Source organism: Acidisphaera sp. S103, assembly GCF_009765975.1.
Lineage (GTDB): Bacteria > Pseudomonadota > Alphaproteobacteria > Acetobacterales > Acetobacteraceae > Rhodopila.
On sequence record NZ_LMUJ01000060.1, the window covers coordinates 265,261 to 290,603 of the forward strand.

At 61.8% G+C, this 25,343-nt stretch carries 24 protein-coding genes and 1 pseudogene; 14 read left to right on the forward strand and 11 right to left on the reverse strand.

The features are described 5' to 3' along the window. The first annotated feature begins 42 nt into the window (after window positions 1-42). Window positions 43-1,563, forward strand: coding sequence for a hypothetical protein (locus tag GSQ89_RS20150; protein WP_158928489.1), 1,521 nt, complete (start codon window positions 43-45; stop codon window positions 1,561-1,563). Window positions 1,564-1,738: 175 nt separating this feature from the next. On the opposite strand, the pseudogene GSQ89_RS39315 reads toward GSQ89_RS20150, so the two are convergent. The 6 genes and pseudogenes from GSQ89_RS39315 to GSQ89_RS20180 form a co-directional block, all read right to left on the reverse strand. Further along, window positions 1,739-2,006 (reverse strand): annotated as a pseudogene (locus GSQ89_RS39315) (IS630 family transposase); the annotation flags it as partial. 237 nt (window positions 2,007-2,243) lie between these two features. Beyond that, window positions 2,244-3,599: a hypothetical protein gene (locus GSQ89_RS20160; protein ID WP_158928493.1), complete on the reverse strand. Its 1,356-nt coding sequence runs from the start codon at window positions 3,597-3,599 to the stop codon at window positions 2,244-2,246. An 845-nt stretch (window positions 3,600-4,444) separates the two neighbouring features. After that, window positions 4,445-5,242, reverse strand: a complete 798-nt coding sequence (locus tag GSQ89_RS20165; RefSeq protein ID WP_158928495.1) for an enoyl-CoA hydratase — start codon at window positions 5,240-5,242, stop codon at window positions 4,445-4,447. After that, the gene (locus tag GSQ89_RS20170) at window positions 5,239-6,333 is read right to left on the reverse strand and encodes an ABC transporter ATP-binding protein (RefSeq protein WP_158928497.1); all 1,095 of its coding nucleotides are present in this window, start codon (window positions 6,331-6,333) and stop codon (window positions 5,239-5,241) included. The genes GSQ89_RS20165 and GSQ89_RS20170 overlap by 4 nt, the downstream gene beginning before the upstream one ends. Then, window positions 6,330-8,045 (reverse strand): iron ABC transporter permease, encoded by a 1,716-nt coding sequence (locus tag GSQ89_RS20175; protein WP_158928499.1) that lies wholly within the window; start codon window positions 8,043-8,045, stop codon window positions 6,330-6,332. The genes GSQ89_RS20170 and GSQ89_RS20175 overlap by 4 nt, the downstream gene beginning before the upstream one ends. 133 nt (window positions 8,046-8,178) lie before the next feature. Then, window positions 8,179-9,219 (reverse strand): ABC transporter substrate-binding protein, encoded by a 1,041-nt coding sequence (locus tag GSQ89_RS20180; protein WP_158928501.1) that lies wholly within the window; start codon window positions 9,217-9,219, stop codon window positions 8,179-8,181. 227 nt (window positions 9,220-9,446) lie between these two features. On the opposite strand from GSQ89_RS20180, the gene GSQ89_RS20185 reads away from it, so the two are divergent. After that, the gene (locus tag GSQ89_RS20185) at window positions 9,447-9,695 is read left to right on the forward strand and encodes a hypothetical protein (RefSeq protein WP_158928503.1); all 249 of its coding nucleotides are present in this window, start codon (window positions 9,447-9,449) and stop codon (window positions 9,693-9,695) included. A gap of 433 nt (window positions 9,696-10,128) precedes the next feature. Here the strand turns inward: GSQ89_RS20185 and GSQ89_RS20190 are convergent, their stop codons facing one another. Then, window positions 10,129-10,545 carry a hypothetical protein gene (locus GSQ89_RS20190; RefSeq protein ID WP_158928505.1) on the reverse strand — a complete coding sequence of 139 codons (417 nt, stop codon included), beginning with the start codon at window positions 10,543-10,545 and terminating at the stop codon, window positions 10,129-10,131. 507 nt (window positions 10,546-11,052) lie between these two features. Between GSQ89_RS20190 and GSQ89_RS20195 the strand changes: the two genes are divergently transcribed. From GSQ89_RS20195 to GSQ89_RS20215, 5 genes are all read left to right on the forward strand, one after another. Further along, window positions 11,053-11,631, forward strand: a complete 579-nt coding sequence (locus GSQ89_RS20195) for a YecA family protein (protein ID WP_158928507.1) — start codon at window positions 11,053-11,055, stop codon at window positions 11,629-11,631. A 75-nt stretch (window positions 11,632-11,706) separates the two neighbouring features. Further along, the gene (locus tag GSQ89_RS20200; protein WP_158928508.1) at window positions 11,707-12,030 is read left to right on the forward strand and encodes an NIPSNAP family protein; all 324 of its coding nucleotides are present in this window, start codon (window positions 11,707-11,709) and stop codon (window positions 12,028-12,030) included. Between the two features lie 101 nt (window positions 12,031-12,131). Further along, window positions 12,132-12,383, forward strand: a complete 252-nt coding sequence (locus tag GSQ89_RS20205; RefSeq protein ID WP_254073287.1) for a hypothetical protein — start codon at window positions 12,132-12,134, stop codon at window positions 12,381-12,383. Then, window positions 12,358-13,314: a DUF429 domain-containing protein gene (locus GSQ89_RS20210; RefSeq protein WP_254073288.1), complete on the forward strand. Its 957-nt coding sequence runs from the start codon at window positions 12,358-12,360 to the stop codon at window positions 13,312-13,314. The genes GSQ89_RS20205 and GSQ89_RS20210 overlap by 26 nt, the downstream gene beginning before the upstream one ends. Window positions 13,315-13,363: 49 nt before the next feature. Beyond that, window positions 13,364-14,359 (forward strand): hypothetical protein, encoded by a 996-nt coding sequence (locus GSQ89_RS20215; RefSeq protein ID WP_158928512.1) that lies wholly within the window; start codon window positions 13,364-13,366, stop codon window positions 14,357-14,359. 100 nt (window positions 14,360-14,459) lie between these two features. On the opposite strand, the gene hemF is transcribed toward GSQ89_RS20215, so the two are convergent. Continuing rightward, window positions 14,460-15,353 carry an oxygen-dependent coproporphyrinogen oxidase gene (gene hemF / locus GSQ89_RS20220; RefSeq protein WP_158928514.1) on the reverse strand — a complete coding sequence of 298 codons (894 nt, stop codon included), beginning with the start codon at window positions 15,351-15,353 and terminating at the stop codon, window positions 14,460-14,462. A 218-nt stretch (window positions 15,354-15,571) separates the two neighbouring features. On the opposite strand from hemF, the gene petA reads away from it, so the two are divergent. From petA to GSQ89_RS20240, 4 genes are read left to right on the forward strand one after another with little or no spacing between them, the layout of a single operon-like run. Beyond that, the gene (gene petA, locus GSQ89_RS20225; RefSeq protein WP_158928516.1) at window positions 15,572-16,132 is read left to right on the forward strand and encodes a ubiquinol-cytochrome c reductase iron-sulfur subunit; all 561 of its coding nucleotides are present in this window, start codon (window positions 15,572-15,574) and stop codon (window positions 16,130-16,132) included. 50 nt (window positions 16,133-16,182) lie between these two features. Then, window positions 16,183-17,457, forward strand: coding sequence for a cytochrome b/b6 (locus GSQ89_RS20230; RefSeq protein ID WP_158928518.1), 1,275 nt, complete (start codon window positions 16,183-16,185; stop codon window positions 17,455-17,457). Next, the gene (locus GSQ89_RS20235; protein ID WP_158928520.1) at window positions 17,457-18,236 is read left to right on the forward strand and encodes a cytochrome c1; all 780 of its coding nucleotides are present in this window, start codon (window positions 17,457-17,459) and stop codon (window positions 18,234-18,236) included. The genes GSQ89_RS20230 and GSQ89_RS20235 overlap by 1 nt, the downstream gene beginning before the upstream one ends. Window positions 18,237-18,240: 4 nt before the next feature. Then, entirely contained in the window at window positions 18,241-19,110 is an 870-nt protein-coding gene (locus GSQ89_RS20240; RefSeq protein ID WP_158928522.1) for an S-methyl-5'-thioadenosine phosphorylase, read from the forward strand. A gap of 44 nt (window positions 19,111-19,154) precedes the next feature. On the opposite strand, the gene GSQ89_RS39800 is transcribed toward GSQ89_RS20240, so the two are convergent. Next, a complete protein-coding gene (locus GSQ89_RS39800) occupies window positions 19,155-19,730 on the reverse strand; it encodes a septal ring lytic transglycosylase RlpA family protein (RefSeq protein WP_158928524.1) in 576 nt (191 codons plus the stop codon). A 160-nt stretch (window positions 19,731-19,890) separates the two neighbouring features. On the opposite strand from GSQ89_RS39800, the gene GSQ89_RS20250 reads away from it, so the two are divergent. The 3 genes from GSQ89_RS20250 to oxc all read left to right on the forward strand — a co-directional run bounded on the left by GSQ89_RS20250 (window position 19,891) and on the right by oxc (window position 23,359). After that, window positions 19,891-20,055 (forward strand): hypothetical protein, encoded by a 165-nt coding sequence (locus GSQ89_RS20250; RefSeq protein WP_158928526.1) that lies wholly within the window; start codon window positions 19,891-19,893, stop codon window positions 20,053-20,055. Window positions 20,056-20,088: 33 nt separating this feature from the next. Then, on the forward strand, window positions 20,089-21,480 hold the full coding sequence (locus tag GSQ89_RS20255) for a putative O-glycosylation ligase, exosortase A system-associated (protein WP_158928528.1): 1,392 nt from the start codon (window positions 20,089-20,091) through the stop codon (window positions 21,478-21,480). A 220-nt stretch (window positions 21,481-21,700) separates the two neighbouring features. After that, window positions 21,701-23,359, forward strand: a complete 1,659-nt coding sequence (oxc, locus tag GSQ89_RS20260) for an oxalyl-CoA decarboxylase (protein WP_158928530.1) — start codon at window positions 21,701-21,703, stop codon at window positions 23,357-23,359. 86 nt (window positions 23,360-23,445) lie between these two features. Here oxc and GSQ89_RS20265 read toward each other — a convergent pair whose 3' ends face one another. After that, entirely contained in the window at window positions 23,446-24,402 is a 957-nt protein-coding gene (locus GSQ89_RS20265) for a type II secretion system F family protein (RefSeq protein WP_158928532.1), read from the reverse strand. Next, window positions 24,399-25,343: a type II secretion system F family protein gene (locus tag GSQ89_RS20270; protein ID WP_158928534.1), complete on the reverse strand. Its 945-nt coding sequence runs from the start codon at window positions 25,341-25,343 to the stop codon at window positions 24,399-24,401. Before GSQ89_RS20270 ends, GSQ89_RS20265 begins: the two co-directional genes overlap by 4 nt.

The following is a 25,343-nucleotide window of genomic DNA, read 5'->3' on the forward strand; positions in this document are numbered from 1 at the left end:
TCCGCGCATAGCGAAACCGCTTGGTACAGGGTCCTCAGGCTGATGCACGATCTCGACGAGACCTCCACATTGTCCGGCAAGACATCCGCGACGAATAGGATGGTCACTCCAGCAGGCGATCTTGCCCTACCCGGGCGGTGGGAAACACGACTTGCGTGGGCGGCCATCCTTCTCTCCACTGTGGTAATCCTGGCCCACTTCGTTCTTGTGCTGGGCGGCGGCTGGGGTGGCGATGAATTTTCCAATTTTGCGCGATTCCAACATGACGGCTTAAGTTCGTTTATCGCCCGCCTTCTGCACTGGAGCCCGCGGCCATCATCAGAGGTCATGCTCTACTTGTATTCGCTTGCTGTCGGATATTGGCGGATGCCGCTGATCGCTCCGTTCCTGACGGTGCTGTGGGTCATGCTGGTTGGCGGCACAGTCGCCATCGCGTGGCATCGCGGGACACCGGGCTTTCTGCCGCGCCTCACCCTGGCTCTCACGATCCTGACAATGTTCTTGCTGGGGCACCACATCAACGACGTATTTTACTGGCCCATGGGTGCCGCGCCTTACCTGCTCACTGTGATCGGCATTACCCTCGTGTCGTTTCAGGTGATTGTGGGTAACACTTCGCGGCTTGGTGCCCGGCTGGTTTGCGGGCTGGGCCTTACAGTCGCTGCAACCGCCTGGGAGACTGGTCTGTTTTTCGCTCTCTCCTTCACGATTGCGATGTTGATGTTGGAATTATCGGGGTTGGCTCGGCGCCAGTTTCGCGGCCTGTCAAGCAGCACATGGTACCTTGTACCATTGGCGATATCACTCGCCGTAGCCGGTTTGGTGGGGTACATCATCATGACCGTGTCGGGTCGGGGGATGGGCCAGGATAGTCCGTATTTCCACCACTTCTGGCCCAGCCTGACTGCCACCTTGCTGGATATGAAATCAGCTTTGTCCCTCGGCGACGGGTCGAACGCAGGATTTCGCGGCCCCTCATTCTTGGTGGCGGCGCTACTATTCCTGGGATTCCTCTGGGCTTGCCGCTCCGGCCTCGGTGCGCGATCGCCCTGGCCCCACACGGTTGCCCTTTTTTCTGGTCTGGTTGGCTGCTTCACCATCGTCACCTTCGCGTCCTACTATGAATACGGGGCCAAAGTGCATGAAGCGCAGGAGACCGTTCGGCAGTGCTTGATTGTGCTTGCGTTGCTTGCGGTGGCGCGACTTGTCGCACCATTTTGCCAATGGCGGTTGCTGCGCGTGGTTGGTCCGGTCGCCCTGATCGGCGCGATCTGTATGGGCATGATTACGCGGGGGCCCGCGCTGATCGCCGATTATCGGCTGGTGCCTAAGATTCGGGAAGCACGAGCACAAACCTGGTTAAATGGACTGGACCCGACAACGGCGACGCTACGCTATGTTGTTCCGCCCCAAGGTCGCGTGTTAAACGGACTCATCCCTTGGCCTTCCGGGCATTTTGTCCTTGGTGCGTCCGGGACCGAATGGTGGATGACGGGACTGATGAACTTCTTCGGTAAAAGTGGCGTTGAATTCGTGCCGCTGGTTACGAATAGCGCAAAGTGACTACCGGTCGCTTTGACGGCCCAATCATCTTTGGATCTTCCGTTTGTTCACGACGCCCCCAAGCGAAGTGAGTAGCTTTTGGCCGTGTCAACGGAACGCCGGATCGGCCCGCAGCAATCCTAACGTGAGCGTGTCGCTTTTCCTGCACCCCAAAGCCGATGAAAGCCCCGCATGCGAAGCGGACGAACTCTTGAGGTCGGTGACGCTGCGTGCGGCGTCCGATCACCGTGTCATCCAGCGCATTCACGGCCGCGAACAACGCGGCAGTGCTGTTCCGCTTGTAGTCGTGCGCCATGGTTCCGCAACGGCCTTCGGTCATGGGCAGGCCCAGTTGGATCCGGTCGAGTGCCTGAATTTGGCTCTTTTCGCCGATCGGCGCGCTCTGATGGATTGACGTAACGCCCACCAATATCGATCAGCTTGTCGGCGAGTCGCGGGTCGTTATGCGGACGCTCAAGACATTGCATTAAAATCTCGCGCGATCAGGTGATCCGCCGCCTTCGCAAGTTCTAGGGCATTCCTAGGCCGAGAAACACGACCAAGCCTGTCGTGCCGTATTTTACGCATAGGGAACGGCCATCGTCCCACGCTATGAACAGTCAACAACCAGCTCAAATAACCAAAGGAGGCACCTCTCGGTGCCTCCTTCATCAAGCATCTATCCAACCTGGACCCAATTTTTAGGTGGGGGTGTTCGAGGCGTAAAGCATATGGCCGTTCAAAGACGAAGTCGACGTGAGGTTTGAGAAGGTAATTTGCGTCGAGTCGGAAAGTGTCAACGTCAACGCACCGTTAGATGCATTCGAGAAAACCGACTTGGTGGAGTCATACCCTATAAGGAACAGCGAGTCATTGGAGTTGAAGTCAGTAATAAAATCTTTGCCACCCCCGGTAACATCCGAGAAGAATACAAAGCTATTATCACCACCGTTGCCAGTCAGCGTATCATTTCCGATACCGCTCACCATTGAGTCATTGCCAGAGCCGCCGATCATATCGACTCCGCTGCCCGGGATTTCTCCACCAGAGAAGAAGTTACCCGCGGATGAACCGGCAGCGTTCAGCGTCTCACTACCGCCGCTCCCAACCAACACCGCGCCGCCAAGGCTGGAGTTAAACGTCAGGTCGCTATTGGCACCACCAAACAGCGTGGAATGACCCGTGCCGCCCGTCACTGTTCCGTTATTCATGTCCCCAACCGAGAACACAACGCCGCCCGCTCCGGCTGTGATGTTATCAGTTCCACCGGTACCACCGACGATCGTGGGCGTTCCGGCGCCACCAACGAATGTGAGGAGACTTGGACCACCGAATACGATGGGGTTCGACGACGCGGTAATGGTCTCCGGTCCGCTGCCAGCCGAAACCGTGTTCCCCACGCCCGAGACAGACACGTTGGAAGAGTTCGACCCGAGGATGATTTCGTTGTTGGAGCCTGACGCATTGATGCTGGAGGTTCCGCTGCCACCCTGGACAGTCCCACCTGAGCCACTCATCGTCACCGTCAGCGGGCCAGCGCCACCCACGACATCGGTGCCGTTTCCAGTCGCGACGACCGTGTTGCTGCCAAGGGTGGCAACAATGTAGTCGCTACCGTTGGACTCGATCAAGTTGCCCGGTCCGCTGAAGTTGGACGCGATGACCGTGCTTGATCCGGCGTCGGTCGCGACCGTTCCCGATCCGTTGGCGAGGACGACGTTGTTGCCAGTGCCAAAGGACAGCAGATAAGTCCCAGAAGCCGAGACCGTATTGTTGCCACCTGTCGCGGCGACCGTGCTGTTGCCGCTGACATTGTAAGACGAGCCGATCGTCCCACCGACGATGTCGACGTTGGACCCAGTCAACGTCGACGGTGACGTGGCCGTATTGACGACATACTGGTAACCACCAGGGATCGAGGTATTGAACGGCCCGGCACCTGAGAGGATAAGTTCGCTGACAGACTGTGACCCCGTCAGAGTCGGAGCCGGTATCGCGCCGGGAACGCTGTCCGTGACGATGTTAAGTCCACCAGCCGTGGAACTCGCGTTGAGCAAGGCACCAATTTGCCTCGCGAGAAGTAGGACGTCGCCGGTTCCTGGCGCCACCGTCACTGTCGAGCCCGAACTTCCCGGAACTGTTACGCTTGACGAACCCGACATTTTATTCTCCGTCTAATTATTTGATCAAGGGCCGATGGCTCCCGGATCGATGATGTGGTCTACAGTCAACCAATCGTCTGACGCAATCCTTTTCTCATCGGCCCCTAAGGTTCAATATCTAGTGAACTCAGCGCGGTGAGCATATGCAGCATATACGCTCCAACGCGTCTGGCAAGCCAAAAATGCATGGAACCGGGCCGAAATATTCCAACCAACGCCTTTCGCGGGAAAGACAGCCGAACCAGCTATCACGCAGATACAATTGACATTTCGCAGATACCATTGCATGTTAGATGATAATTGCATGACTGTCGTGAGCGACTGGTTGCTAACATCTCACATTCAACAACTTTGGGTTGATCAACCCTTATCGGCGGCATGCCCAATCAATAAACCGCGATTGAATGTTGTTGCCGGTGACGATCAATAAAAACCCAGAATAATAGCCAAAATCGGCATCCCTCGCCCTCGGCTCGGGCTGTGAACGGCCCCATTTCAGATGGTCCAACAGACAATCCGACTTGCAAAACGTTTCAGTCCGCAACCTATAAGACGAGTGACCCTATCCGAGCCATCAACGCACAGTAATCATATCCGCGGATCCTCTGTTCTCCCCCCAGTGATCACCGCCGACATTCCGGTCAAAAGAATCAACACTGACTTACCGATATTATTGCTGTAATATTTGACTTTTAGAAAATTAAAATACTATAGTATGCGCAATCGAGGACAACAGGCCGTCAGTGCCCGCCGAACACCGGCCGTCGCTTCTCCATGAAGGCCCTTCGCCCCTCGATATAGTCCTGGCTGTCGAAACAAGCCTGCACCAGGGCCTCGGACGCCGCCAGATCGGCCTTTTCGCCGCGCAGCAGCTCGCCCACCGTGTGTTTCAGCGCGTGGAGCGTCATCGGTGCGTTGTCGCCGATCGTCGCGCAATACTGGCGTGTGTAGTCCTCCAAGGCATCATCCGCCACAACACGGTTGACCAAGCCCATCTCCCGGGCTTCCACGGCCGAAAAGTGCCGCGCGGTGAAGAAAATCTCCTTTGTGAACGACGGCCCGACCAATTCCATCAGCTTTTTCACGCCCGGCGCGCCGTACCCCAGCCCCAACCGAGCCGCCGGGATGCCGAAGCGGGCACCTTCACCGGCGATGCGGATGTCGCAGCCGATGGCGATCGCCACCCCTCCGCCGATGCAGAACCCGCGGATCATGGCGATCGTTGGCTTGGAACAACCGGCCAACCGCCGGCTGGCCTCCTCGCTGGCCCGGTCATACGCTGCGTTGCTCTCCCGGGACGACCGCATCGCCTCGAACTGCGAAATATCGGCGCCGGAGACGAAAGCCTGCTCGCCGGCGCCCTTCAGCACGATCACCCGAACCGCCGGATCCTGCTCGAAATAGTCCAGGATCACCGGGATCGCGTCCCACATGTCCAGCGACACCGCGTTGCGGCGGGCCGGCTTGTTAAACGTCATCCAGCCGATCGGGCCATCGATTGCGGCCAGCATGTTCTCGGTAGGAAGCGGAATGTTCATGATACGTTTCTATCTACCTCGGGGACCGGCGGCGGGATTGGCGCGATGCGCCCAGGATCGATCTCCATCCACACCGCTCGGTCGACCGCATGCACGTCGGTCGGCGGCGTGCTGACCCGCAGCCGCAGGTCCGAATTGGTGGGGCGAACAACATATTCCCAGTACTCGCCCAAATAAGCCCGTTCGACGATCGTCCCGGCGACCCACCAAGAGGCCCCCCGATCAGCCGGAACCGAATCGTGCAAGGCAATGGTCTGCGGGCGGACTGAAAAACTTGCCTCCCCGCGGGTTATACAACCTGCGGGTACATCGAACCCAGGAAATACAATCCGATTTCCATCGTGCCTGCCGTCCAAAAGGTTGGTCCGGCCGATGAATCCGGCCACAAAACGGGTCTTCGGGCGCTGGTACAGCGACACCGGGTCGTCGACTTGCTCGATTCTTCCCCGATTCATCACCACAATGCGGTCGCTGGTGACCATCGCCTCCGATTGGTCATGTGTTACATAGACGGTCGTGATCTGGAAGGCGTCGTGTAGGCGGCGGATTTCACTGCGCATTTCTTCCCGCAAATTGGCATCCAAATTGGACAGCGGCTCGTCCAGCAGCAGCACTTCCGGCTCAATCACAATGGCGCGTGCCAATGCGACCCGCTGCTGCTGGCCGCCTGACAGCTCCGCCGGATAACGATCCTTCAGATGGCGAAGCTGGACCGTGTCCAGAATGCGATTGACCCGTTCCGTCACCTCGGCGCCCGAGATCTTCCGCAGCTTCAGCCCGAATGCGACATTCTGCCCCACCGTCATATTCGGCCAGATCGCGTAGCTCTGGAAGATCATCGACATGCCCCGCCGCTCCGGCGCGACCACGCTGCCGGGCGTGGATACCGTCTGCCCGTTCACCTCGATCCGCCCGGCGGTCGGCTTCATGAACCCGGCGATCATCCGCAGCGTCGTCGTCTTGCCGCATCCGGAAGGACCCAGCAGAGACACGAACTCGCCCGGCCGTAAACTCAACGAAACATCGACCACGGCCGGCGTCGAGCCGAAGCTCTTGCCCAGGCCAATCAGAGCCAGCTTGCTGTCGGTCATTGCCTCTCCCGGCGCAGCATGAAATCCCGGCCCAACAGCGCCGTGGCGATGCCGACGATAACCAGGGTGGAAATCAACAACATGAAGCCCAAAGCCGCGAGGCTCTCGAAATTACCCTCCTCGCTCATGTCCATCAGCATCACCGACATGGTGCGGGTCTTCGGGCCGTACAGGAACATGGCGCTAGACAGTTCCCGTGTCGCCGGGATGAACACCAGCAGCCAAGCACCGATCAGATTGCGCTTCATCAGCGGTGCCAGCACGTGCCGGATCGCGGTCAGCCGCCCGCCCCCCAGGATCCTAACCGCCTCCTCCATTTCCGGATTGATCGTTCGGATCGCCGCATCGGCATTGGCGAAACCGATCGGCAGGAAGCGCGTCGCGAACGCCAGGATCAGGATGGTGGCCGTGCCGTACAACGCGAACGGCGGCGGGGCATACGCGGCATAGAATGCGATGGCCAGCACGATCCCCGGCACGACGAACGGCGCCATGCACAGAAAACTCAGCACGCCGGAGAACGGCAGCAACCGGCGGCTGGCGATATAGGCGATGGACAGGCCCAGCGTGATGGCGATGCAGGCCGCGGCGGCGGCATAGGTGAAGCTGTTCATGACGGATCGGCCGGCGGTCTCGTGCTCGAACAGCAGATAGGTGAAATTGTGCAGGGTCAGGTTGTCCAGGCTGAACCCGCGGCCCCAGGCCTTCGACAGCGCCGCCTGTCCCAACACTATATAAGGAAGCAGCACTGACAGAGACAGAATGAACAGCGAATACCCCAGCATGACCCAACGCCAGGGCCCGATCTGCATGACCCGCCGTTCGCCGCCTTTTCCTGTCAGCGCGACGAAGCCGCGCCGGCTGATCAGCCGTCGTTGTAGCCCGAACAGCACGACGGTGATCAGCAACAGGGGCACCGCATAGGCGGCGGCGACCTCGGCCCGCACCGGCTCGCCGAAAAACTCCAGCAACTGCGTGGTCACGACGGTAAACCGCGCCGGAATGGCGATCAGCGCCGGGGAGCCGAACAACGCGATCGCCTCCAGGAACGTTACGATCGCGCCGCCCAGGATCGCGGGCAATACCATCGGCAGTGTGATCCGCAGCGTGGTGCGCAGGATGCCGGCGCCCAGGATGTTGGCGGCATCCTCCATCTCGGACGAAACCAGGTCCAATGCGGCAGTGGTGAAAATAAACAGGTAGGGGAATGAGTAGATCGCAATGTTGAACGTCAGGCCATTGAACGTATAGATGTTGAACGGGCCGTCATGCGCGCCGGTCACCGCCATCCAAACCCGGTTGAGCCAGCCGGAATTCGGCCCGGCGAGCAGAATCCACGCGATGGCGCCAAGGTAGGGCGGGGTGACGAAGGCTCCCAGGACCAGGAATCGGACAAACCCCTTGCCCGGCATGTCGGTGCGCGACACCGCCCAGGCCATCGGCACCGCAAACAGCAGACACAGCACCGTGACGCCCGCACCCAGCCGCAACGAATTCAGCATCGCGGTCAGATAGCGCGGCCGGGAGTACGCCGTGACGTAGTTCATCCAGGTGAACGCACCGGTGTCGGTGTCCTGCAGACTGGTCTGCACCAGGCGGAACAACGGGTTGACCACCAACAGGACCAATGCGGCGGCCAGCGCGATCCACAGGATGATCAGCGGATCAAAGGGAAGGGCACGACGGCGGATCTTGGGCAGGCTTGCGCTCAAGGGGACGGCCGAGCGTCAGGCATGGGTGACGATTTTTGTGTCATGGCTTCCTCTGTCCCGACGTTAGACGGCCAGGTGACCGCTGACCAGGGGGCCATCCGGCCGACGAACCGCCATAACCGCGTACCGAAGCTCAACTTCCAAATGTATCCCGCCACTGCTCGATCACCCGGGGCACGCCGGTACGGATTTCGTCCACCGTCAGCGAAATGATCTTCTGGTCAGCCAGTGGCGGCATGCCGGACCGTGGCGGAACACCGACCAAAATCGGCTCGCTGCCATCGGCTGCGATCAGGCGCGCGTACTCCGGACTCAGCAGCCACTCCATGAACAGGCGGCCGGCGTGCGGATGCGGTGCGTTCGCCGGGATCGCCGATGGTGTCACGCACAGCACCAGGCCATCCGACGGGTGCACGACGCCGATCGGATTGCCCTTGTCGATCGAGGCATAGGCATTGTTCGCGGACCCAACGCCGACCAGGCATTCCCCGGCGGTGATCAAGGTCATCGGATCGACCGCGGATCGTCCGATCCGCGGATTGTTCTTTGCCAGTTTCTCGAAGAAGTCCCAGCCATGAACTTTCTTCACGCCCAGCGCCCAGGTACCGGTGCAGCCGGAGAACGCCGGATGCCCGGTCGCCACACGGCCTTTCCATTTCGGGTCCAGCAAATCGGTCCACGCACGCGGCACGTCCTCGGGCTTCACCCTGTCCTTGTTGTAGATCAGGAAATAGCGCGCCGCGTTGGTGATGTAGGAATATCCGGGGTCCGACAGCGCCTTGAACGCCGGCAGCAGGGCGTCGGCGTTGGCCACGGTGTATTCGGCCAGCTCATGCCGTTCCTTCAGGATCGGCATGTGGGAGATATCGGTGGTGCTGAACACGTCACACTGTGGCACGTGGTTCTTGATGTCCATCAGCAGCCGCTGATACGCCACCTGCCCGGTGGTCCGGATCACCCCGACATTGACCCCCGGATATCTCTGGCTGAACGAACGGCCCAGGTTTTCCGCCGTCTGCGCGTCCACCTGGGCGATATACCAGGTCACCGTGCCGTCGCCCCGAGCCATCGCCTCCAACGCTGTGTTATCGGCCGCCGCCTCGCCAGGTTTCGGAGTCACGACAAGGGCCGCCAGCCCGGCCGCGGCATGCCGGCGCGTCATCTTTTGGGACATTTATTTCCTCCAGAATTCAGGCTACGCCTGTCCCGACGGTTTGTTCAACCGGACCACGGACCGCTCCCCAAGCGTTCTGGCCCCGCGCCAGGGCAATTGGCCCGCCGGCCGAGATGCATTGACGGCCGCGCTGGCGTTCATAAACCCGCCATGGTGAGTTTACATCGAAATCGTCGGCGCACGCGAACAGCAAGGGCGAATCCTCGAGGCCGAGGCAGTGTTGCCTGATGGCGAAGGCGCACGATCCCGGCGAGATATTGCTGTTCGCATACCCCGCGTGCCTCGCCTGGCCGCGTGAGGCCTCGGCGGAGAATCCGATGCGTCCCGAGGGAGAGATCGTGCCCATGGCACCCGGGGTGTTCGTCGGATACATCGATTTTTCGGGCCGGAAACTCGGTATCGTCGTCGTTCGGCCCGTTCGAGTAATCGAGGGTTGTGAAATTAATCCGCACCACAGGACACGGGACCCCAGCTAGCCACCCAGGGGGATATATTCGTCATGACACCAATTGGGATCGGCGTATCCACTCTGACATGGAATCGGCGCGCAAGCAGTGGCTGCAACCGCCACTGCGAGGGCAATAGAAAACAGGGTAATTTTTCGACAGAGTGAGCGTTTGCACTTTTTTTCATCGGAAATCATCTGGCCGGTCCTTATGCGGATTGCTGCGTCGGGAAACTGCTCTACTTCGGCTCGAAATTGGTTACGCTATGGGTTTGTCAAGCGATTCGGCAGTACAGCGCCTCCCCAAAGGTCAGACCTCGGGGCCACCGATAACAAGGAGCCACGACTGCGCCTCGGGAGAAGAACCCATCCACTCGGATTCGGCCCTCGCCGGCACATCCCATTCTGTGGTGGGCGCTACAAGTGGGTCGTTCGCTTGAACTCATTGTCGCTGGATCCGGGCTTCAGCATGGTTGTGACCATACCGGGTTATTTTCCTGGGCCTGACCATGAGCCTTTTGATTGAACGTGCCAATCAGCTTTGGCTCACCGGGTAGTAGGATCACTCGACGTTGGATGTCGTGCCGAAGCGTATCGTTTTCGCCCGACGGGGTGAAGAAGCGTCTGCCGGCTTTCGTTACGATGGAAACGGGCGTGCCGTCCAGCAAGGTGGGCCGGACCCGTGCGGTACCGGTGTCGCGGAACAATTCCCGCAGAAGCCGCGGCGGGGTCATGCCGCAGCCGACACGGATGAACGGTGCGTGCGCGGCACCGTGCAGCGCGGCCAGCCGCTCGACGTCGCCCCCCCCCAGCGCCAGGGCAGAGTCAGTGCCGATCCGTATCGGCGGCCTATGCCGAACGAGTGCGCCGCGGGCAATCACGATCAGGGGAACATCACACGCGATCTTCGCTCACAGATGCACGTTGGTGGCATGCAGGTCAGTGCCCCAGCCGATAATCAGGTCGGATTCGATGATTGATTCCGGATCGGCACACCGCCGACGCGAACGGGCCGGATTCAGCAATGATGGCTTTCCAGCGGGTGACGTTTCGTCCAATGCTTCGTCCCAGGTGATCGTGGTGGATCGGCCGCTGCCCTTGGGCCCGGGACGGCGCAGCGGGGTAGCCAGATGCTCCCACGTCGCGATTGACCTTGCCGCAGGCGAATCCGACGGCGAGTTCCGGGTCGCCCTGGATCCAGGCGACGCGGTCGCCCTCGCAAACCGTTCGAATGGCGGGCATGGTTGTCTCCGCGGGACGGCTACGCAACTGTGGCGCCGCCGGATGCCGCCCGGGAAAGGACCGTTCGCCATGTCACGCAATGGACCGTTCCACCCGGGCGAATCAAGGTTCTATAAGCGGATGATACAGCAGCGGATGGTGCCCCGGTGTCTCTCGACGATCTCGCGCATTTCCTGAACTCCGACAGCGCGCCGCAGGGGTGCATGGACCTGTCCGAACTGGACGGGTTCCTGGCCGCGCTGGTCGCCGGGCCGGAGATGGTCCCGCGCGACGAATGGCTGGCCGAGGTCTGGGACAACGAAGAGCCCGATTACGCCGACGCAGCGGAGCAGGAGGCGATCGAGCAGGCGCTGTTCGACCGTTACGAAGCCATCGAAGCCGGCCTCGATGCCACGCCACTCGGGTATACCGCGATCCTGTGGCAGGACGAGGCCGGCACCACCGTGGCGGAAGATTGGGCGGCGGGGTTCATGCAGGGCGTGACGTTGCGCGCGAAGGCCTGGCAGCCGGCGCTGGCGGATGAGGATGCGTCCATGCTGCTGATCCCGATCGCCAGCCTGGCGGGGATGACGCTGCCGGAGGATGAGCGCGGCGGCCAGGCGATGACGGACGAGGCGCTGGAAGGGCTGATGCAGGACGTGGAGCAGGTGCTGCCAGTGTGCGTGCTGGGCCTACGCCGGTTCTGGCGGGATCGGGCGTCGGAAAGCCGGATGGTGCGCCACTGAGTTGCATCGCCGGTTCGGACATGGCTTGCTGGCCTCGATCCGGCGATGACGCCGTTCAACCACAGGAGGGGACCAATGGCATTCTACGAACTGCGCCAATACAAAGTGCTGCCCGGCAAGCTGGAAGGCTGGGTGAAGATCATGGAAGAGGAGATCATTCCGTTCCAGGTCTCCAAGGGCATGGTGATCAACGGCAGTTTCCACGGTGAAACCGATCCTTCCGTTTATATCTGGATGCGCCGGTTCGAGAGCGAGGAACAGCGGGTGGCGCAGTATGCCGCGGTTTACGAATCCGACTACTGGAAGACGCAGATCGCCCCGCGCGTGCCGGAGTATCTGGACCGGTCCGCCATCGTGGTGACCCGGATCGTGCCGACGGCGAAATCGACGGTTCGGTAGGCCGGGGCGGGCGGCATCGGTTGGTGCCGCCCGGTGCTGTTCGTGCTTGATCCCCGCCCCGCTGCCTGCGAAAAGGCGGCGGAAAATCCTGGGGAACCGACGTGCAGCCGCCCAAACCATCCGCCGGCAAGACGCAAGCCGGCAAGACATTGACCGAGGGCCAGCGGGCCTACGAAGCCAAGCGTGCCGCCAAGGCGGGCATGAGCCTCGACAAGTGGCTCACCAGCAAGCAACGGCAGCAGGAAGCCGAGGCGAAGGCGAAGCTGAAAGCCGCCGAGGCCGCGAAGCCACCGAAGCCGCCGGGCTTCTTTGGCCGCCTGTTGGAACGTGCCCATCGGCCGCTTGGAAGCTGACCTCGCCGCACACGCGGACTGGAGTGTCGATCCGCGCAAACGGTGGATTACTGTCGCCCGCCGAACCTCGGCTGGTTGGGCGCTGGCGGCGCCGCGGCTGGTGGGCGATGTCTCGACGCTGCTGGCGCGGCTGATCGAGGAAGCCAGCGGCGGCGCGGTGGCGCTGGGCGCCGACCTGCCGATCGGGTTGCCGCGGGCCTATGCCGCCACCCGGACCGAGGCGGATTTTCCCGCGTTCCTGCGCGGCGTTCACCTGATGCCGGATTTCTTCTCGGTTTGTATCGGCCTGGACGACATTCGTGTCGAGCGGCCGTTTTATCCCGCTCGGGGGATTGCCGGGATGACGCGCCTGTCGCATGCGCTCGCGCTTGGGCTGGTCGATGCCACGGGTCTGTCGCGTGCGTGCGACCGGGCGACGGCGGAGCGGCCGGCGGGGGCGCCGCTGTTCTGGACGTTGGGGGCGAACCAATCGGGCAAGGCGGCGATCGCGGCGTGGCAGGGGCTGATCTTGCCGGCGTTGATGGGTTCGGTGACGCTGCGGCTGTGGCCGTTCGAGGGGGCGTACCGGTCGTTGCTGGCGCCTGGTTCGATCGCGCTGGCGGAGACGTATCCGGCCGAGGCGCTGCGTCACCTGGGAATCCGGCTGCGCGGCAGCAAGCGGCGGTATGCGGACCGATGCGCCACTGCCGCGGCTTTGGTGACCGCGATGGAGCAGCAGGCGGCGATACCCGACGATGCGATGCACCGAGCGGTGCGGGATGGTTTCGGTTCGGATGCGGCTGGCGAGGACCGATTCGACAGTGTTCTGGGTGTGCTATGCGTGTTGAACGTGCTGGCCGGCAACCGACCGGATAGCGCGCCGGACGATCCGTGGATCCGGCGCTGGGAAGGCTGGGTGCTTGGGCAGACGGCGATGCCCAGGGATCGTTGATTGTGCATCCGTTTATGTTATTGTTCCGTAAATTCGGAACGAGGCAATCATGAGCGGCGGCGGGCAACGTGAAGACGTGTCTTTCTTCCGGTCGCATTACATTGTCATCTTGTGCGTTGGGGTGGTGTTCTTTACCTCGCCGCAGTGGGTAAAGGCCCTTCTGGAGTGGCACTTCGAGTGGTCATATCTGTACGATTGGGCTGCCAAACTGGGTGAGGCCGCGATCATTGGCGTCGTGGTTGGCTATTTCCTCGATAAGATCCTGATGAAATCGGTGGACCGGCATGGACAGGCGGTCGAACGGCAGGTGCAGGATCAACACGTCCGCCACACCACGATCATCAATGCCAGCATCACGGAATTGAAACGAGACGTTTTTTTCGGTGCCATCGGCGTCGGCATCGAGCGTGATATATTCTCGCTGTTCAGGCAGACCATCGTCGAATGTCCGGTCTACCGGGACCCGATGCGGATGCGGATCACCATGACGCTGGAGCATCACAAGCACGGCGATGTCGAGGTGCCGGTGCTGCGCTGCGATTGGTATGAGGAATATGCGATACGGGGGCTGCAATCGCCGATCACGGAATACGAGTTTGAAATCAGCCAATCGACCGACGATCTTCCATTCATGGAGGCGAAATCGGGCATCACCAAGGTCACCATCGGCGACACCACCTACGCGGGCACGCCATCGGCGCCGTTTGTTGGTGAGCGCACCGGCGGCTATTCCATCTTCAAGAAGGACCTGAAGATCCCGCACGGTTCGGCGCTGAAGGTCGAGAGCTATTCCACCGCGTACAAGACGATGACCGACAGCGATTCCTTCGAGATGGTGATGCCGACGAAGAACCTTGAGGTGGAGGTGGTGGTCATGGGATGCAAATTGGACGTGCGTCCCTATATCATGGCGGAGGGCGGTTGGTCCCAAGGGGGACGCCATGGGATGAATGGAAACACCTTCCATTGGATTCCGAAAAGTGCGATGCTACCGCACCAGGGCGTTGCCATCCAATGGGCGGCTCGCAATACGAACGGAGGGTGAGATATGATCGTGATCGACAGGAAGCCTCCGGTAAGCCGGGGCCATAAGAAAGGCTGAAGCCAAGGCCCCTATCCGGGGCCTTTGTCTTATGAAGTGGGTATTATGGCCACCGCACCTCCGGCGGCAGACTCATTAGGATTGCCTCCACATTGCCGCCGGTCTTCAGGCCGAACAACGTGCCCCGATCGTGGATCAGGTTGAACTCGACATAGCGGCCGCGGCGGATCAGTTGGTGGTCCCGGTCGGCCGGGGTCCAGGATTGTCCCATCCGGCGGCGGACGATCCGCGGGTAGATGTCCAGGAAAGCCTCCCCCACGTCGCGGGCGAAGGCGAAATCCGCCGCCACGTCTCCGGTGGCGTGGTGGTCGAAGAAGATGCCGCCGGCACCGCGGGGTTCCTGCCGGTGCGGCAGGTAGAAATAGCGGTCGCACCATGCCTTGAAGGTTTCGTAATACCCCGGATCGTGGCGGTCGCAGGCCGCCTTGAACGCGGCGTGGAAGTCAGCCGCGTCCTGTTGCGCCGGTTCGGTATCCAGCCGCATCGGGGTCAGGTCGCCGCCGCCGCCGAACCAGCCTTTCGTCGTCACCAGCATGCGGGTGTTGAAGTGGACGGCGGGCACCAGCGGGCTTTGCAAGTGCGCGACCAGGCTGATGCCGCTGGCCCAGAAACGCGGATCCTCGGCCGCCCCGGGGATCTGCGCTCGGAAATCCGGACTGAATTCGCCCCAGACAGTGGAGACGTTCACCCCCACTTTTTCGAACACACGGCCCTTCATGAGGCTGATGACCCCGCCGCCACCGTCCTGGCCGTCCTCAGTGGGACGGCGCCAGGCAGTGCGCTCGAATCGTCCGGCCGGGTGGTCGCCCAGAGGGCCGTCGTGGGCGTCCTCGATCGCTTCGAATGCCGCGCAGACGCGATCGCGCAATTGCTCAAACCACGCCTTGGCGGCGGGTTTGAGTGGTTCGTGCGCCACGGTTGATGGATTTTCGGTCATCGGGGGCTTGTTCCTGCGCGACAGTCGGGATAACCCCTGCTGCCAGCTTGTTGCAGCAGGCGAGGCCGGTCCCTAGACTGCGCCGAACGCCACTTCCGGGGCAACCCGGCGGGTGACAAGAGGGAATTCCGAGCCGGTCGCAGGGTTGGCTCGCGGTCAGACGCGTCTGCCGGGTAGAGGCAGGGGTGGTTGGCTGAAACGGTAACTCGAGGGAAAGTATGGCTGACTCCGCTGCCGCTACCCATCACGCTCCTTCCGGCGACGTGACCAAGCGCGATTTCCTGCAACTCCTCGCCGTCGCCGGCGCTGCGGTCGGAGCTGGTGCGATAGCCTGGCCGCTGGTCGACTCGATGAACCCCTCCAAGGACGTGCTGGCGCTTTCGGCGATCGATGTCGATCTGGCGCCAATCGTGGAAGGCCAGGGCATCGTGGTGTCCTGGCAGGGCAAGCCGATTTTCGTCCGTCACCGTACCGGCGCCGAGATCAAGGAAGCGCAGGACGTCAAGCTCACCGACCTGATCGAGCCGCAGACCGACGCGGCCCGGGTAAAGGCTGGGCACGACCAATGGCTGGTCCTGATCGGCATCTGCACTCATCTGGGATGCATCCCGCTGGGCAACAAGCCGTCCGATCCGCGTGGTGAGTGGGGCGGCTGGTTCTGCCCCTGCCACGGCAGCCAGTACGACACGTCCGGGCGCGTGCGCCACGGGCCGGCGCCGCTGAACCTGTGGGTGCCCCCCTATGCCTTCGAATCCGATACCAAGATCAAGGTCGGCTGATCCGTTCAGTCTTTGACCCGAGCCCCCCTGAACCCGAGTGGGAATCAACCATGGCCGGCCTGAATAAGAGCGATTTCGCCAATCCGGTGATCAACTGGATCGACACGCGTCTGCCCATCTTCACGATGATGCAGAAAGAGTACGGGGTGTTCCCGACACCGAAGAATTTCAACTACCTGTGGAATTTCGGCGCGTTGGCGGTGGTCAACCTGCTGATCATGATCGTCACCGGGATCTTCCTGGCGATGAACTATCAGCCGAACACGGAACTCGCGTTCGGTTCGGTCCAGCACATCATGCGCGACGTGAACTACGGCTGGCTGATCCGCTACGTTCACCAGAACGGCGCGTCGATGTTCTTCATTGTCACCTACATCCACATCTTCCGCGGCTTGTACTACGGGTCCTACAAGGCCCCTCGTGAGCTGCTGTGGATGCTGGGCGTGGTCATCCTGCTGCTGATGATGGCGACCGCGTTCATGGGCTATGTGCTGCCGTGGGGCCAGATGTCCTACTGGGGCGCGACGGTGATCACCAACCTGTTCTCGGCCTTCCCGGTGGTCGGACCGCATATCGTCACCCTGCTGTGGGGCGGCTTCAGCGTCGACAATCCCACGCTGAACCGGTTCTTCGCGCTGCACTACCTGCTGCCGTTCGTGCTGGTCGGGGTGATCTTCCTGCACGTCGCCGCGCTGCACATCACCGGATCGAACAACCCGCTGGGCATCGACGTGAAGTCGCCGCAGGACACCCTGCCGTTCCATCCGTACTATACGGTGAAGGACAGCGTCGGCGTCTGCGCGTTCCTGGCAGTGTTCGCGGCATTCGTGTTCTTCTTCCCGAACCTGCTGGGCGATCCGAACAACTTCATCCCCGCCAACCCGCTGCAAACACCCGCCGACATCGTGCCGGAGTGGTACTTCCTACCGTACTACGCCATCCTGCGATCGGTGCCGGACAAGCTGCTGGGCGTGTGCATGATGTTCGGCTCCCTGTTGATGCTGTTCGTGCTGCCCTGGCTGGACACCTCCCGGGTGCGCAGCGCGCGGTTCCGTCCGGTGTTCCGGATCCTGATCTGGGTCTGGGTCGCCGCCGTGGTCTGCCTGGGCATTTGCGGAGCGCATAAGCCGGAAGGCATCTGGGTCATCCTGAGCCGGCTGTGCACCGTCTACTATTACCTGCATTTCCTGGTGATCCTGCCGATCCTCGGCAAGCTGGAGCGGCCGTTGCCGCTGCCGGAGAGCATCAGTCAGCCCGTCCTGGCCGGACGAGGCGGCGGACCACTGCCCGGCGGCGCCGCGGCCAAGCCGATGGAGAAAGCGTGATGCGCCCGCTGCGTTCCCTGCTCGCCGGGGCGATTGCCCCTGCCCTTCTCGCCATGACCTTTCTCGCCTCGCCGGCCATGGCGCAGGACGAAGGCCCGCTGCCGCACGAGTACTGGAGCTTCGAAAGCCTGTTCGGCACCTTCGACCAGGCTGCCCTGCAACGCGGGTTTCAGGTGTACCTGAACGTGTGCTCCAACTGCCACTCGATGCAGTACCTGCACTATCGCGACCTGACCGGCATTGGCTTGACCGAGGACCAGATCAAGGGCGTTGCCGCCAGCATCACGGTGCCGTCCGGGCTGGACGATCAGGGCAATCCGAAGGATGGTCCGGCCACGCCGGCCAGCCAGTTCAAATCGCCGTTCGCGAATGAAGCGGCGGCGCGTGCCGCCAACAACGGTGCCGCCCCCCCTGACCTGTCGTTGATCGTCAATGCTCGGGAGGGTGGGCCGAACTATGTCTACGGTATCCTGACCGGCTTCGCTCAGGCCCCCGCAGGGTTCAAGGTCGGGGAAGGGCTCTTCTACAACAAGATGTTCCCGGGGCATCAGATCCACATGCCGCAGCCGTTGCAGGACGGCACGGTGACCTACACCGACGGCACCAACAGCGACCTGGATCAGGAAGCGCACGACGTGGTCACGTTCCTGTCCTGGGCGGCGAACCCGGAGATGGTGGAGCGGAAGCAGATCGGTGTCCGCGTGATCCTGTTCCTGGTGTTCATGACCGGCATCACCTATGCCGTGAAGCGCAAGCTGTGGTCCGACGTTCACCACTGACATCATGATCCAGCCCGTCATCGGCATTATCGGCGGCTCCGGCCTGTACGATATCGACGGGCTGGAGGATAAAGCCTGGCGACGGGTCGAAACCCCTTGGGGCGACCCGTCGGATCAACTGTTGTTCGGGCGGTTGGCAGGTATTCAGTGCGTGTTCCTGCCTCGGCATGGCCGGGGCCATCCGACATCGCCGACACATCTGAATTATCGGGCCAATATCGATGCCCTGAAGCGCTCCGGCGTGACCGATGTGCTGTCGCTGTCGGCGGTGGGCAGCCTGAAGGAAGAGTTGCCGCCAGGGCACTTCGTCGTGGTCGACCAGTTCATCGATCGCAGCTTCGCTCGGGAGAAGAGCTTCTTCGGCGATGGCGTCGTCGCCCATGTCTCCATGGCGCACCCGGTCTGTGCCCGCCTCGGTGCCGCTTTGCACGGGGCGGCTACCTCGCTGTCCCTGCCGGTGACAAATGGCGGCACCTATCTGGTGATGGAAGGGCCGCAGTTCTCCACCAAGGCGGAGAGCGAGCTTTATCGGTCCTGGGGCTGCAGCGTCATCGGCATGACCAACATGCCGGAGGCGAAGCTCGCCCGGGAGGCCGAACTTTGCTATGCGACGATGGCGATGGTCACGGATTTCGACTGCTGGCATCCCGACCATGATCACGTGACCGTCGAGGCGGTCGTTCGCATCCTGCTGGGCAATGCCGAGAAGGCGCGAGACCTTGTCCGCGCCATCGTGCCGGAGGTCGGGCGGGAACGGGCGCTGTGTCCGTGTGGCTGCGATCGCGCGCTGGACAATGCGGTGATCACGGCGCCGGACCGGCGTAACAAGACGCTGATCAGCAAGCTGGACGCAGTCGCCGGACGGGTGCTGTAGCGGCTTTTCGGCTTACCGCATCGTTGGCAAGCGGCTTTATTCCATCAGGCGGCCTTTTGCGCCGTCAGTTCCTTGGTAACCTCGACCGCCCGGCGCACTTCTTGTGGGCTCACCTCGGCGGCGCCGGCACCCAGGACCACGCTTCCGTCCGGCCGCGGCAGCGTGATGGGCCTTATCACGACCGGGACGACGCCCTGGCGCCCGATGTCGAGCTGATTGGCTGCCCTCCGGGCCAGATCAACCACTCTTCCACGCACGTAAGGCCCCCGATCCTCGATCTGCACCATCGCGGTTCGGCCGTTTTCCAGATTCGTGACCTTCACCACGCTGCCCAAGGGCAGGGTTTTGCTTGCCGCCATGTTCATGTCCGGGTTCAACCGGCGGCCATCCGCCATTTTCCGATCGTCGAAGCAATTGGCGTAGTACGATGCCCGTCCCTTTTCCTTACGACCGGATTGGTCGATATGCCCCGGCCGTCCAGCCGGAAGCGGCGGCAGCCTGTCGAGCTTCTCCGCTTCCTGGTTCGCATGAGGCGCTTGAGCCGGAAGCGGCCCCGCGAAGGCCGCACAGACGGCACCGGACAGCCACCACGCAACAAGCGCGGTCCGCCATTTAATCATCCCTTAGTCCTCTGCTACGCCGGCATAAAGACGCGGCATGGGCACGAAAGTTCTGCTCGCCGTCGGCTGCGGCGCATGAAGTCGTGACTCCCGGATGGGCGAACCTGTATAGCGGGGCGTGGAATCTTCATGTTGCGGTCACCAGGGCCGGGAGTGATGCATGCTTGACCTGTTCGGGATTATGTTCAGTTCGGTGATGATGCTGATGGTGATCATCCGAGCGGTTCAACTGGACCGGGCACAGCCGTGGTTTCAGAAGGTGAACCGCAAAGAAGCGCCGGTATCCTCTGAAAAGCAAGTCTGGCAGCGGCAGACCTCACTGTAACACGGACACTATAGCGTGCTGCGAAGCCTCTGGTTGCTGTTCGCCTATGTCTCCTTCCTGGGGCTGAGCGCCAGCGCGCCATTTGTCGCGACGCTTGGTTACGTCTGGGTGGACACATTCCAGCCGCAGGCGGTGTCGTACATCCTGTTGAATCAGCTTCCTGTCGCGATGATCATGGGTGCTGCGGCGGTCGGCGGATACGTACTGCTCGACCGCCGTTCCCCACCACCGCTGACGTTGCAGTCAGTGCTTCAGGTGATGATGGCGATCTGGGTTACAGCGACGCTGGTGTGGGCGCAGGCACCTGACGCAGCGTGGGAGAAATGGGATTGGGCGTTCAAGACGGTCGCGTTCGCGGCGTTCATGCCACTCGTCATCCGCTCACGCGTGCAGATCGAAGCGTTCGCGCAGACCTACGTTTTCTCACTCGCGGCGAATTTCGTGCCGTTTGGCCTGAAAGTGCTCATTTCCGGTGGCGGGTATGGCCAGAATCTGGGTCTTGAAGGGGGTAATTCGGGTCTCAGCGAGGGCGGCTTGCTCTCCACATCTTGCCTCATGGCGATTCCCTTGGCGGTTTTCTTGGCCTCGAACAGCCAGCTTTTGCCGAAGTTCAAGCTGTTGCCGCTGGCCTATTGGGGGATCGCCGGACTGGCCTTGGCGACGGCACTCGGCACGTATGAACGCAGTGCGCTGGTCGGGCTAGTTGTGCTTGGCCTTTACATGTGGACGCGGACGAAACACAAGATCGGCTTCGGCGTTGTTGTGATCATCACGGCTTGTATCGTGATGTTCGCGACATCCCATGCCTGGAACGCCCGCGTGGACACGATTGTTGATTTTGAGCATGAAAACTCCGCCTATGTGCGGCTTCTTGTCTGGAAATGGACACTGGGATTTGTCGCGAATCACCCGTTTGGGGGCGGATTCTCAAGCTATATCGTTGATCATATCGAACTGCCCGCATCAAGTGCTGGTCCAGGCGCCACGGAATTCGGACGTGCGTTTCACAGTATCTATTTCGAGGTGCTCGGGGAGCACGGCTACCCTGGGCTGTTCATGTTCCTGCTGCTGGCGGGATCGACGTTCCTGATGCTGCGGCGGCTTGCCAAGAAGGCGCGTCCACATCCCGAACTCAAATGGGTGGTCGAACTGTCCAATGCCTTGCAGAGCGGGCTGGCCGTGTTCCTGACCAGCGGCGCCTTCGTCGGCATCGCCTTTCAACCGATGTTCTGGTATTTCATTTCGATGAGTATTTGCCTCAACGCCTATATGTGGCGTGTTGAACGCGCAGGCGCTCAGGTCGTTACAGGTTGGCGAGCTATGGCGATGGTGCCTTCCCGGTCTTATTCGCCGGTCGCCGAAGTGCCCGGCTGGCGTCAGCGTGCGACGGGCGTTACCGAACCACCCAACGTTCGTTTGGGTTAAGGCGTAACGAACGATTTCGTGTACCGCCTGACGGCGTGAATCAAGGCCCTTCTGCCTGATCGTAACGGACCCCGGATTGCCCTAAGGGGCGGCGCGTTTTCGGTGCCGAACCCGGCGCTCTTCCCACTCGCCGAATAAGCGTTCAGTCTATCGGGCGTCGCGGTCCCTGGTACAAGGACACTGCCGGGACCCGGTCGCATCGAACGGGAGGAAATAACAGATGAGCAAAGTCGACGGTGCCACCTTGATGGCACGCAGCCTGAAGCAGCAAGGCGTCGAGTATATGTTCGGGATCGTCGGGTTTCCGGTGGGGCCCATCGCAGTGGCCGCGCAGAAAGTGGGAATCCAATATATCGGCATGCGGAACGAACAATCCGCCTCCTACGCCGCCCAGGCCGTCGGCTATCTGACCGGGCGGCCGGGCGCGGCGCTGGTCGTCTCCGGCCCCGGCGTGGTGCATGGGTTGGCCGGACTGGCGAATGCGCAGCAGAACTGCTGGCCGATGATCCTGATCGGCGGGGCGTCGCCGACCTACCAGAACGGCATGGGCGCGTTCCAGGAGGAACGGCAGGTGCAAATCGCCTCCCCGTTCTGCAAATTCGCGCATGCTGTGGAACATGTGCATCGCATTCCGTTCTACGTGGAAATGGCGGTGCGGAACTCGATCTATGGCCGGCCGGGTGCGACCTATCTGGATATGCCGGACGACATCATCCTGGGTGAGGTCGAGGAAGAGAAGGCGCATCAGGCCGGCACAGTGGGTGACCCGCCGCGCATGCAGGCAATGGAACAGGATATCGACAAGGCGCTGAATGTCCTGGAATCCGCCGAACGGCCGCTGGTGATCGTCGGCAAGGGCATGGCCTGGTCGCGGGCCGAGGACGAGGTGCGGGCGTTCGTCGAACGCACGGGGGTACCGTTCCTCGCCTCGCCGATGGGCAAGGGTGTGATGGACGACACGCATCCGCTGTCCGTGGGCGCGGCGCGCAGTCACGCGCTGCAGGAAGCCGACGTGATCTTCCTGCTGGGTGCCCGCTTGAACTGGATCATGCATTTCGGGCTGCCGCCCCGGTTCAACAAGAAAGTGCGGGTCGTGCAGTTGGATATCTCGCCGGAAGCGATCGGGCAGAACGTCCCGGCCGAGGTGGGTCTGGTCGGCGACGGAAAAGCGATCGTTGGGCAGTTCAACAAGGCGTTGGAGAACCGTCAATGGTTCTATCCGAAGGATACGCCCTGGCACGCGGCAATCGCGGAGAAGTCTGCGGCGAATGCCAGGCAGATCAAGCCGATGATCGATGATAATTCGACCCCGACGAACTATTACCGAGCGCTGAAGGATATCAGCGCGTGGACGCCGAGTAATGCGGTGATCATTGGCGAGGGCGCCAACACGATGGATATCGGTCGCACGCAGTTGCCGAACGTTTCGCCTCGGTTGCGGCTGGACGCAGGCAGCTATGGCACGATGGGGATCGGGATGGGTTTTGCCATCGCCGCGGCAGTGGTACATCGGGATCGGCCGATCATTTCGGTGTCCGGGGACTCGGCGATCGGGTTCTCGGGCATGGAGATGGAGACGGCGTGCCGCTATCAGTTGCCGGTCAAGATCGTGGTACTGAACAATGGCGGTATCGGCGGCGGGATCGCGGAACTGCCGGCGGATCGGCGTCAGTCTCCGCCGCGGGTGCTGACCGTCGGGGCGCGTTACGACAAGATGATGGAGGCGTTCGGCGGCAAGGGGTGGTTCATCGAGGATCCGAAGGATCTGCGCGGTGCGCTGGATGAGGCTATGGCGTTCAAAGGGCCGGCGCTGGTGAATGTGCGGCTGCACCCGGAGGCCGGGCGCAAGCCACAGCAATTCGGGTGGCATACGGCGTAGGGCTGCGTTCGCCCCTGAGGAGATGATCGAGACAGGCCATGTTCGCGACGGACCTGGCCTGTTTCATTGTGTTTGAAGCCGTGCGTTCAACCGGCCCCCCGGCACTCCAGGGCCATCATAAGTCGCGGCATGACAGGACCGGTCAGGATGATGACCAGCGCCGGCACGATAAACAGAAGCAACGGAAGAATCAGCAGTACGGGCACGCACGCCGCCTTTGCCTCCAAGGCGGCCATCCGGTCCTGCCTGACTTCGATTGCGAGTGCCCGCAACCCCTGGCTCAACGGCGTGCCGTAACGAACCGATATCGCTACAATTAGGAAAATCCGGCGAGCACTCTCGACCTCGGTGCGTTCGGCGAAGTTACGAAACGCGTCACGCCAGTCTGGCAGTACGCGCACGTCGTCCAGCAACGTCCGCAGTGCCGCTGCCGTCGCGGCATTGGCGTGTGTGATTACAAGGCCTACATATTCCAGCGCGCTATCAAGCTCCATGCCGGCCTCGCTGCACACCGCCAGCAGATCCAGCGCATCGGGCACGCCCCGGCGAAGCGCTGCCGCATACGGCCATCGAACCAGGGTGATGATCCAGTTTGGACCCAGCAGTCCGAGTGGCAGCGCGATGACTGTCACCAGGTACGTCTCATTGGCCGGAAGGCCCATCGCCTCGGCATACAGTATCCCAGCGGCAGGAATGGCGACCGCCAGCATGATCTTGATGCCTAACAGGACGGGCAGGACGCGACGTGGCCGGAAGCCCGCGCTGGCGATCATGTCTTCCAGCGCCGCGATATCCCGTTCGGGGCAGAACATCGCATGCTCGCGCACCATTTTACCGATCCAGGACAACAGGCGCCGGGCAGCGCCAGCGGCCCTGACATCGCGTACCACTCCACGGCCGTCGGATGATCTGCTGAGCGACGCGACCCGCTGCTCCAGGGTGCGTGCCTCAAGCCCGCGCAGCATCATCGTCAGAGCAATCCCGGCGATCACGACGGCACTGCCGGCCAGCAGACCCAGCAGCAAGGCTTGGTCGCCAATCAATCCCTGGTCCCCGCCCTGATGATCTGCCGCATGATTGCGACACCGAGCAGCAACAAGAGGATCGCGAAGACGAATGCCCGAGCCTCGGCGGCCTCGTGGAATGGAATGTGAATGGATCGCGGACGGATCGTGCTCAATCCAAGAGCCGCGGCAACCGCCAGGACACACATGATGATCGCGGACAGTTTCACCTGAACCGCCAGCGCTTTCGCCCGCGTGGCAACGGCTAGGCGCTGCTGCACCGTTTCGGCCAGGGTCTGCATCGTTTCAGTGAAATGGCCGCCGCTTCGCCCCTGCGCCCCGATCGATACCGCGAAGATGGCGTATTCCGACACGCTGGTTCGCTCGTTAAGCGCCAACAGAGCGTCGGCGGGGGTACTGCCCAAAGCCATTTCACGCTCGACCCGCAGGAATTCATCGCGTGTTGGCGACGCCATTTCCTCCGTGATCGCTCGGAATGCTTCGATTACCGGCAATCCGGCGCGGATTGTGCTGACCGCCAGCCGGATCGTGTCCGGCAGTTGGTGCCTCAGTCGTGTCTGATAGCGGTCGCGTTCCCAGGCAAACACACCCCTGATCAGCACGACCCAGACCACCAGCCCCGCGGCGATACTCAGCGGCCAGGGCGTCATGCCGCGACCGAACCAGCTCGAGCCGCAGGCCAGCGCGGTCCCGGCGCCGAATATCAGGATTGGTGGGGCAACGTTCGCCAATGGCAAATCGACAGGCATCTTGAGCAGGCGAGCGAGCCGTTCCAGCCACCACATGCGAACGCCGGTGTCCTGTTTCGCCGCCGGCGACAACGGCCGGCTGGACATCATCGTATCGATCCTGCGTTCCAACACACCGCGACGGCGTGCTGGGATCCTCGTCAGTCCCCAGCCAATGACGGCACCGATCGGCAGAAGCACCGGCAACAGCAGACCGATGCTCATGCTCAT

Excerpts from the sequence above, each read along its gene's own strand:
- GSQ89_RS20165 (WP_158928495.1), bottom strand. The coding sequence starts at position 5,242 with ATGAACATTCCGCTTCCTACCGAGAACATGCTGGCCGCAATCGATGGC.
- petA (WP_158928516.1), top strand. The coding sequence starts at position 15,572 with ATGGCTGACTCCGCTGCCGCTACCCATCACGCTCCTTCCGGCGACGTG.
- GSQ89_RS20270 (WP_158928534.1), bottom strand. The coding sequence starts at position 25,343 with ATGAGCATGAGCATCGGTCTGCTGTTGCCGGTGCTTCTGCCGATCGGT.
- oxc (WP_158928530.1), top strand. The coding sequence starts at position 21,701 with ATGAGCAAAGTCGACGGTGCCACCTTGATGGCACGCAGCCTGAAGCAG.
- GSQ89_RS20180 (WP_158928501.1), bottom strand. The coding sequence starts at position 9,219 with ATGTCCCAAAAGATGACGCGCCGGCATGCCGCGGCCGGGCTGGCGGCC.
- GSQ89_RS20170 (WP_158928497.1), bottom strand. The coding sequence starts at position 6,333 with ATGACCGACAGCAAGCTGGCTCTGATTGGCCTGGGCAAGAGCTTCGGC.
- GSQ89_RS20250 (WP_158928526.1), top strand. The coding sequence starts at position 19,891 with ATGCTTGACCTGTTCGGGATTATGTTCAGTTCGGTGATGATGCTGATG.
- GSQ89_RS20200 (WP_158928508.1), top strand. The coding sequence starts at position 11,707 with ATGGCATTCTACGAACTGCGCCAATACAAAGTGCTGCCCGGCAAGCTG.
- GSQ89_RS20150 (WP_158928489.1), top strand. The coding sequence starts at position 43 with ATGCACGATCTCGACGAGACCTCCACATTGTCCGGCAAGACATCCGCG.
- GSQ89_RS20185 (WP_158928503.1), top strand. The coding sequence starts at position 9,447 with ATGGCGAAGGCGCACGATCCCGGCGAGATATTGCTGTTCGCATACCCC.
- hemF (WP_158928514.1), bottom strand. The coding sequence starts at position 15,353 with ATGACCGAAAATCCATCAACCGTGGCGCACGAACCACTCAAACCCGCC.
- GSQ89_RS39800 (WP_158928524.1), bottom strand. The coding sequence starts at position 19,730 with ATGATTAAATGGCGGACCGCGCTTGTTGCGTGGTGGCTGTCCGGTGCC.
- GSQ89_RS20215 (WP_158928512.1), top strand. The coding sequence starts at position 13,364 with ATGAGCGGCGGCGGGCAACGTGAAGACGTGTCTTTCTTCCGGTCGCAT.
- GSQ89_RS20230 (WP_158928518.1), top strand. The coding sequence starts at position 16,183 with ATGGCCGGCCTGAATAAGAGCGATTTCGCCAATCCGGTGATCAACTGG.
- GSQ89_RS20235 (WP_158928520.1), top strand. The coding sequence starts at position 17,457 with ATGCGCCCGCTGCGTTCCCTGCTCGCCGGGGCGATTGCCCCTGCCCTT.
- GSQ89_RS20240 (WP_158928522.1), top strand. The coding sequence starts at position 18,241 with ATGATCCAGCCCGTCATCGGCATTATCGGCGGCTCCGGCCTGTACGAT.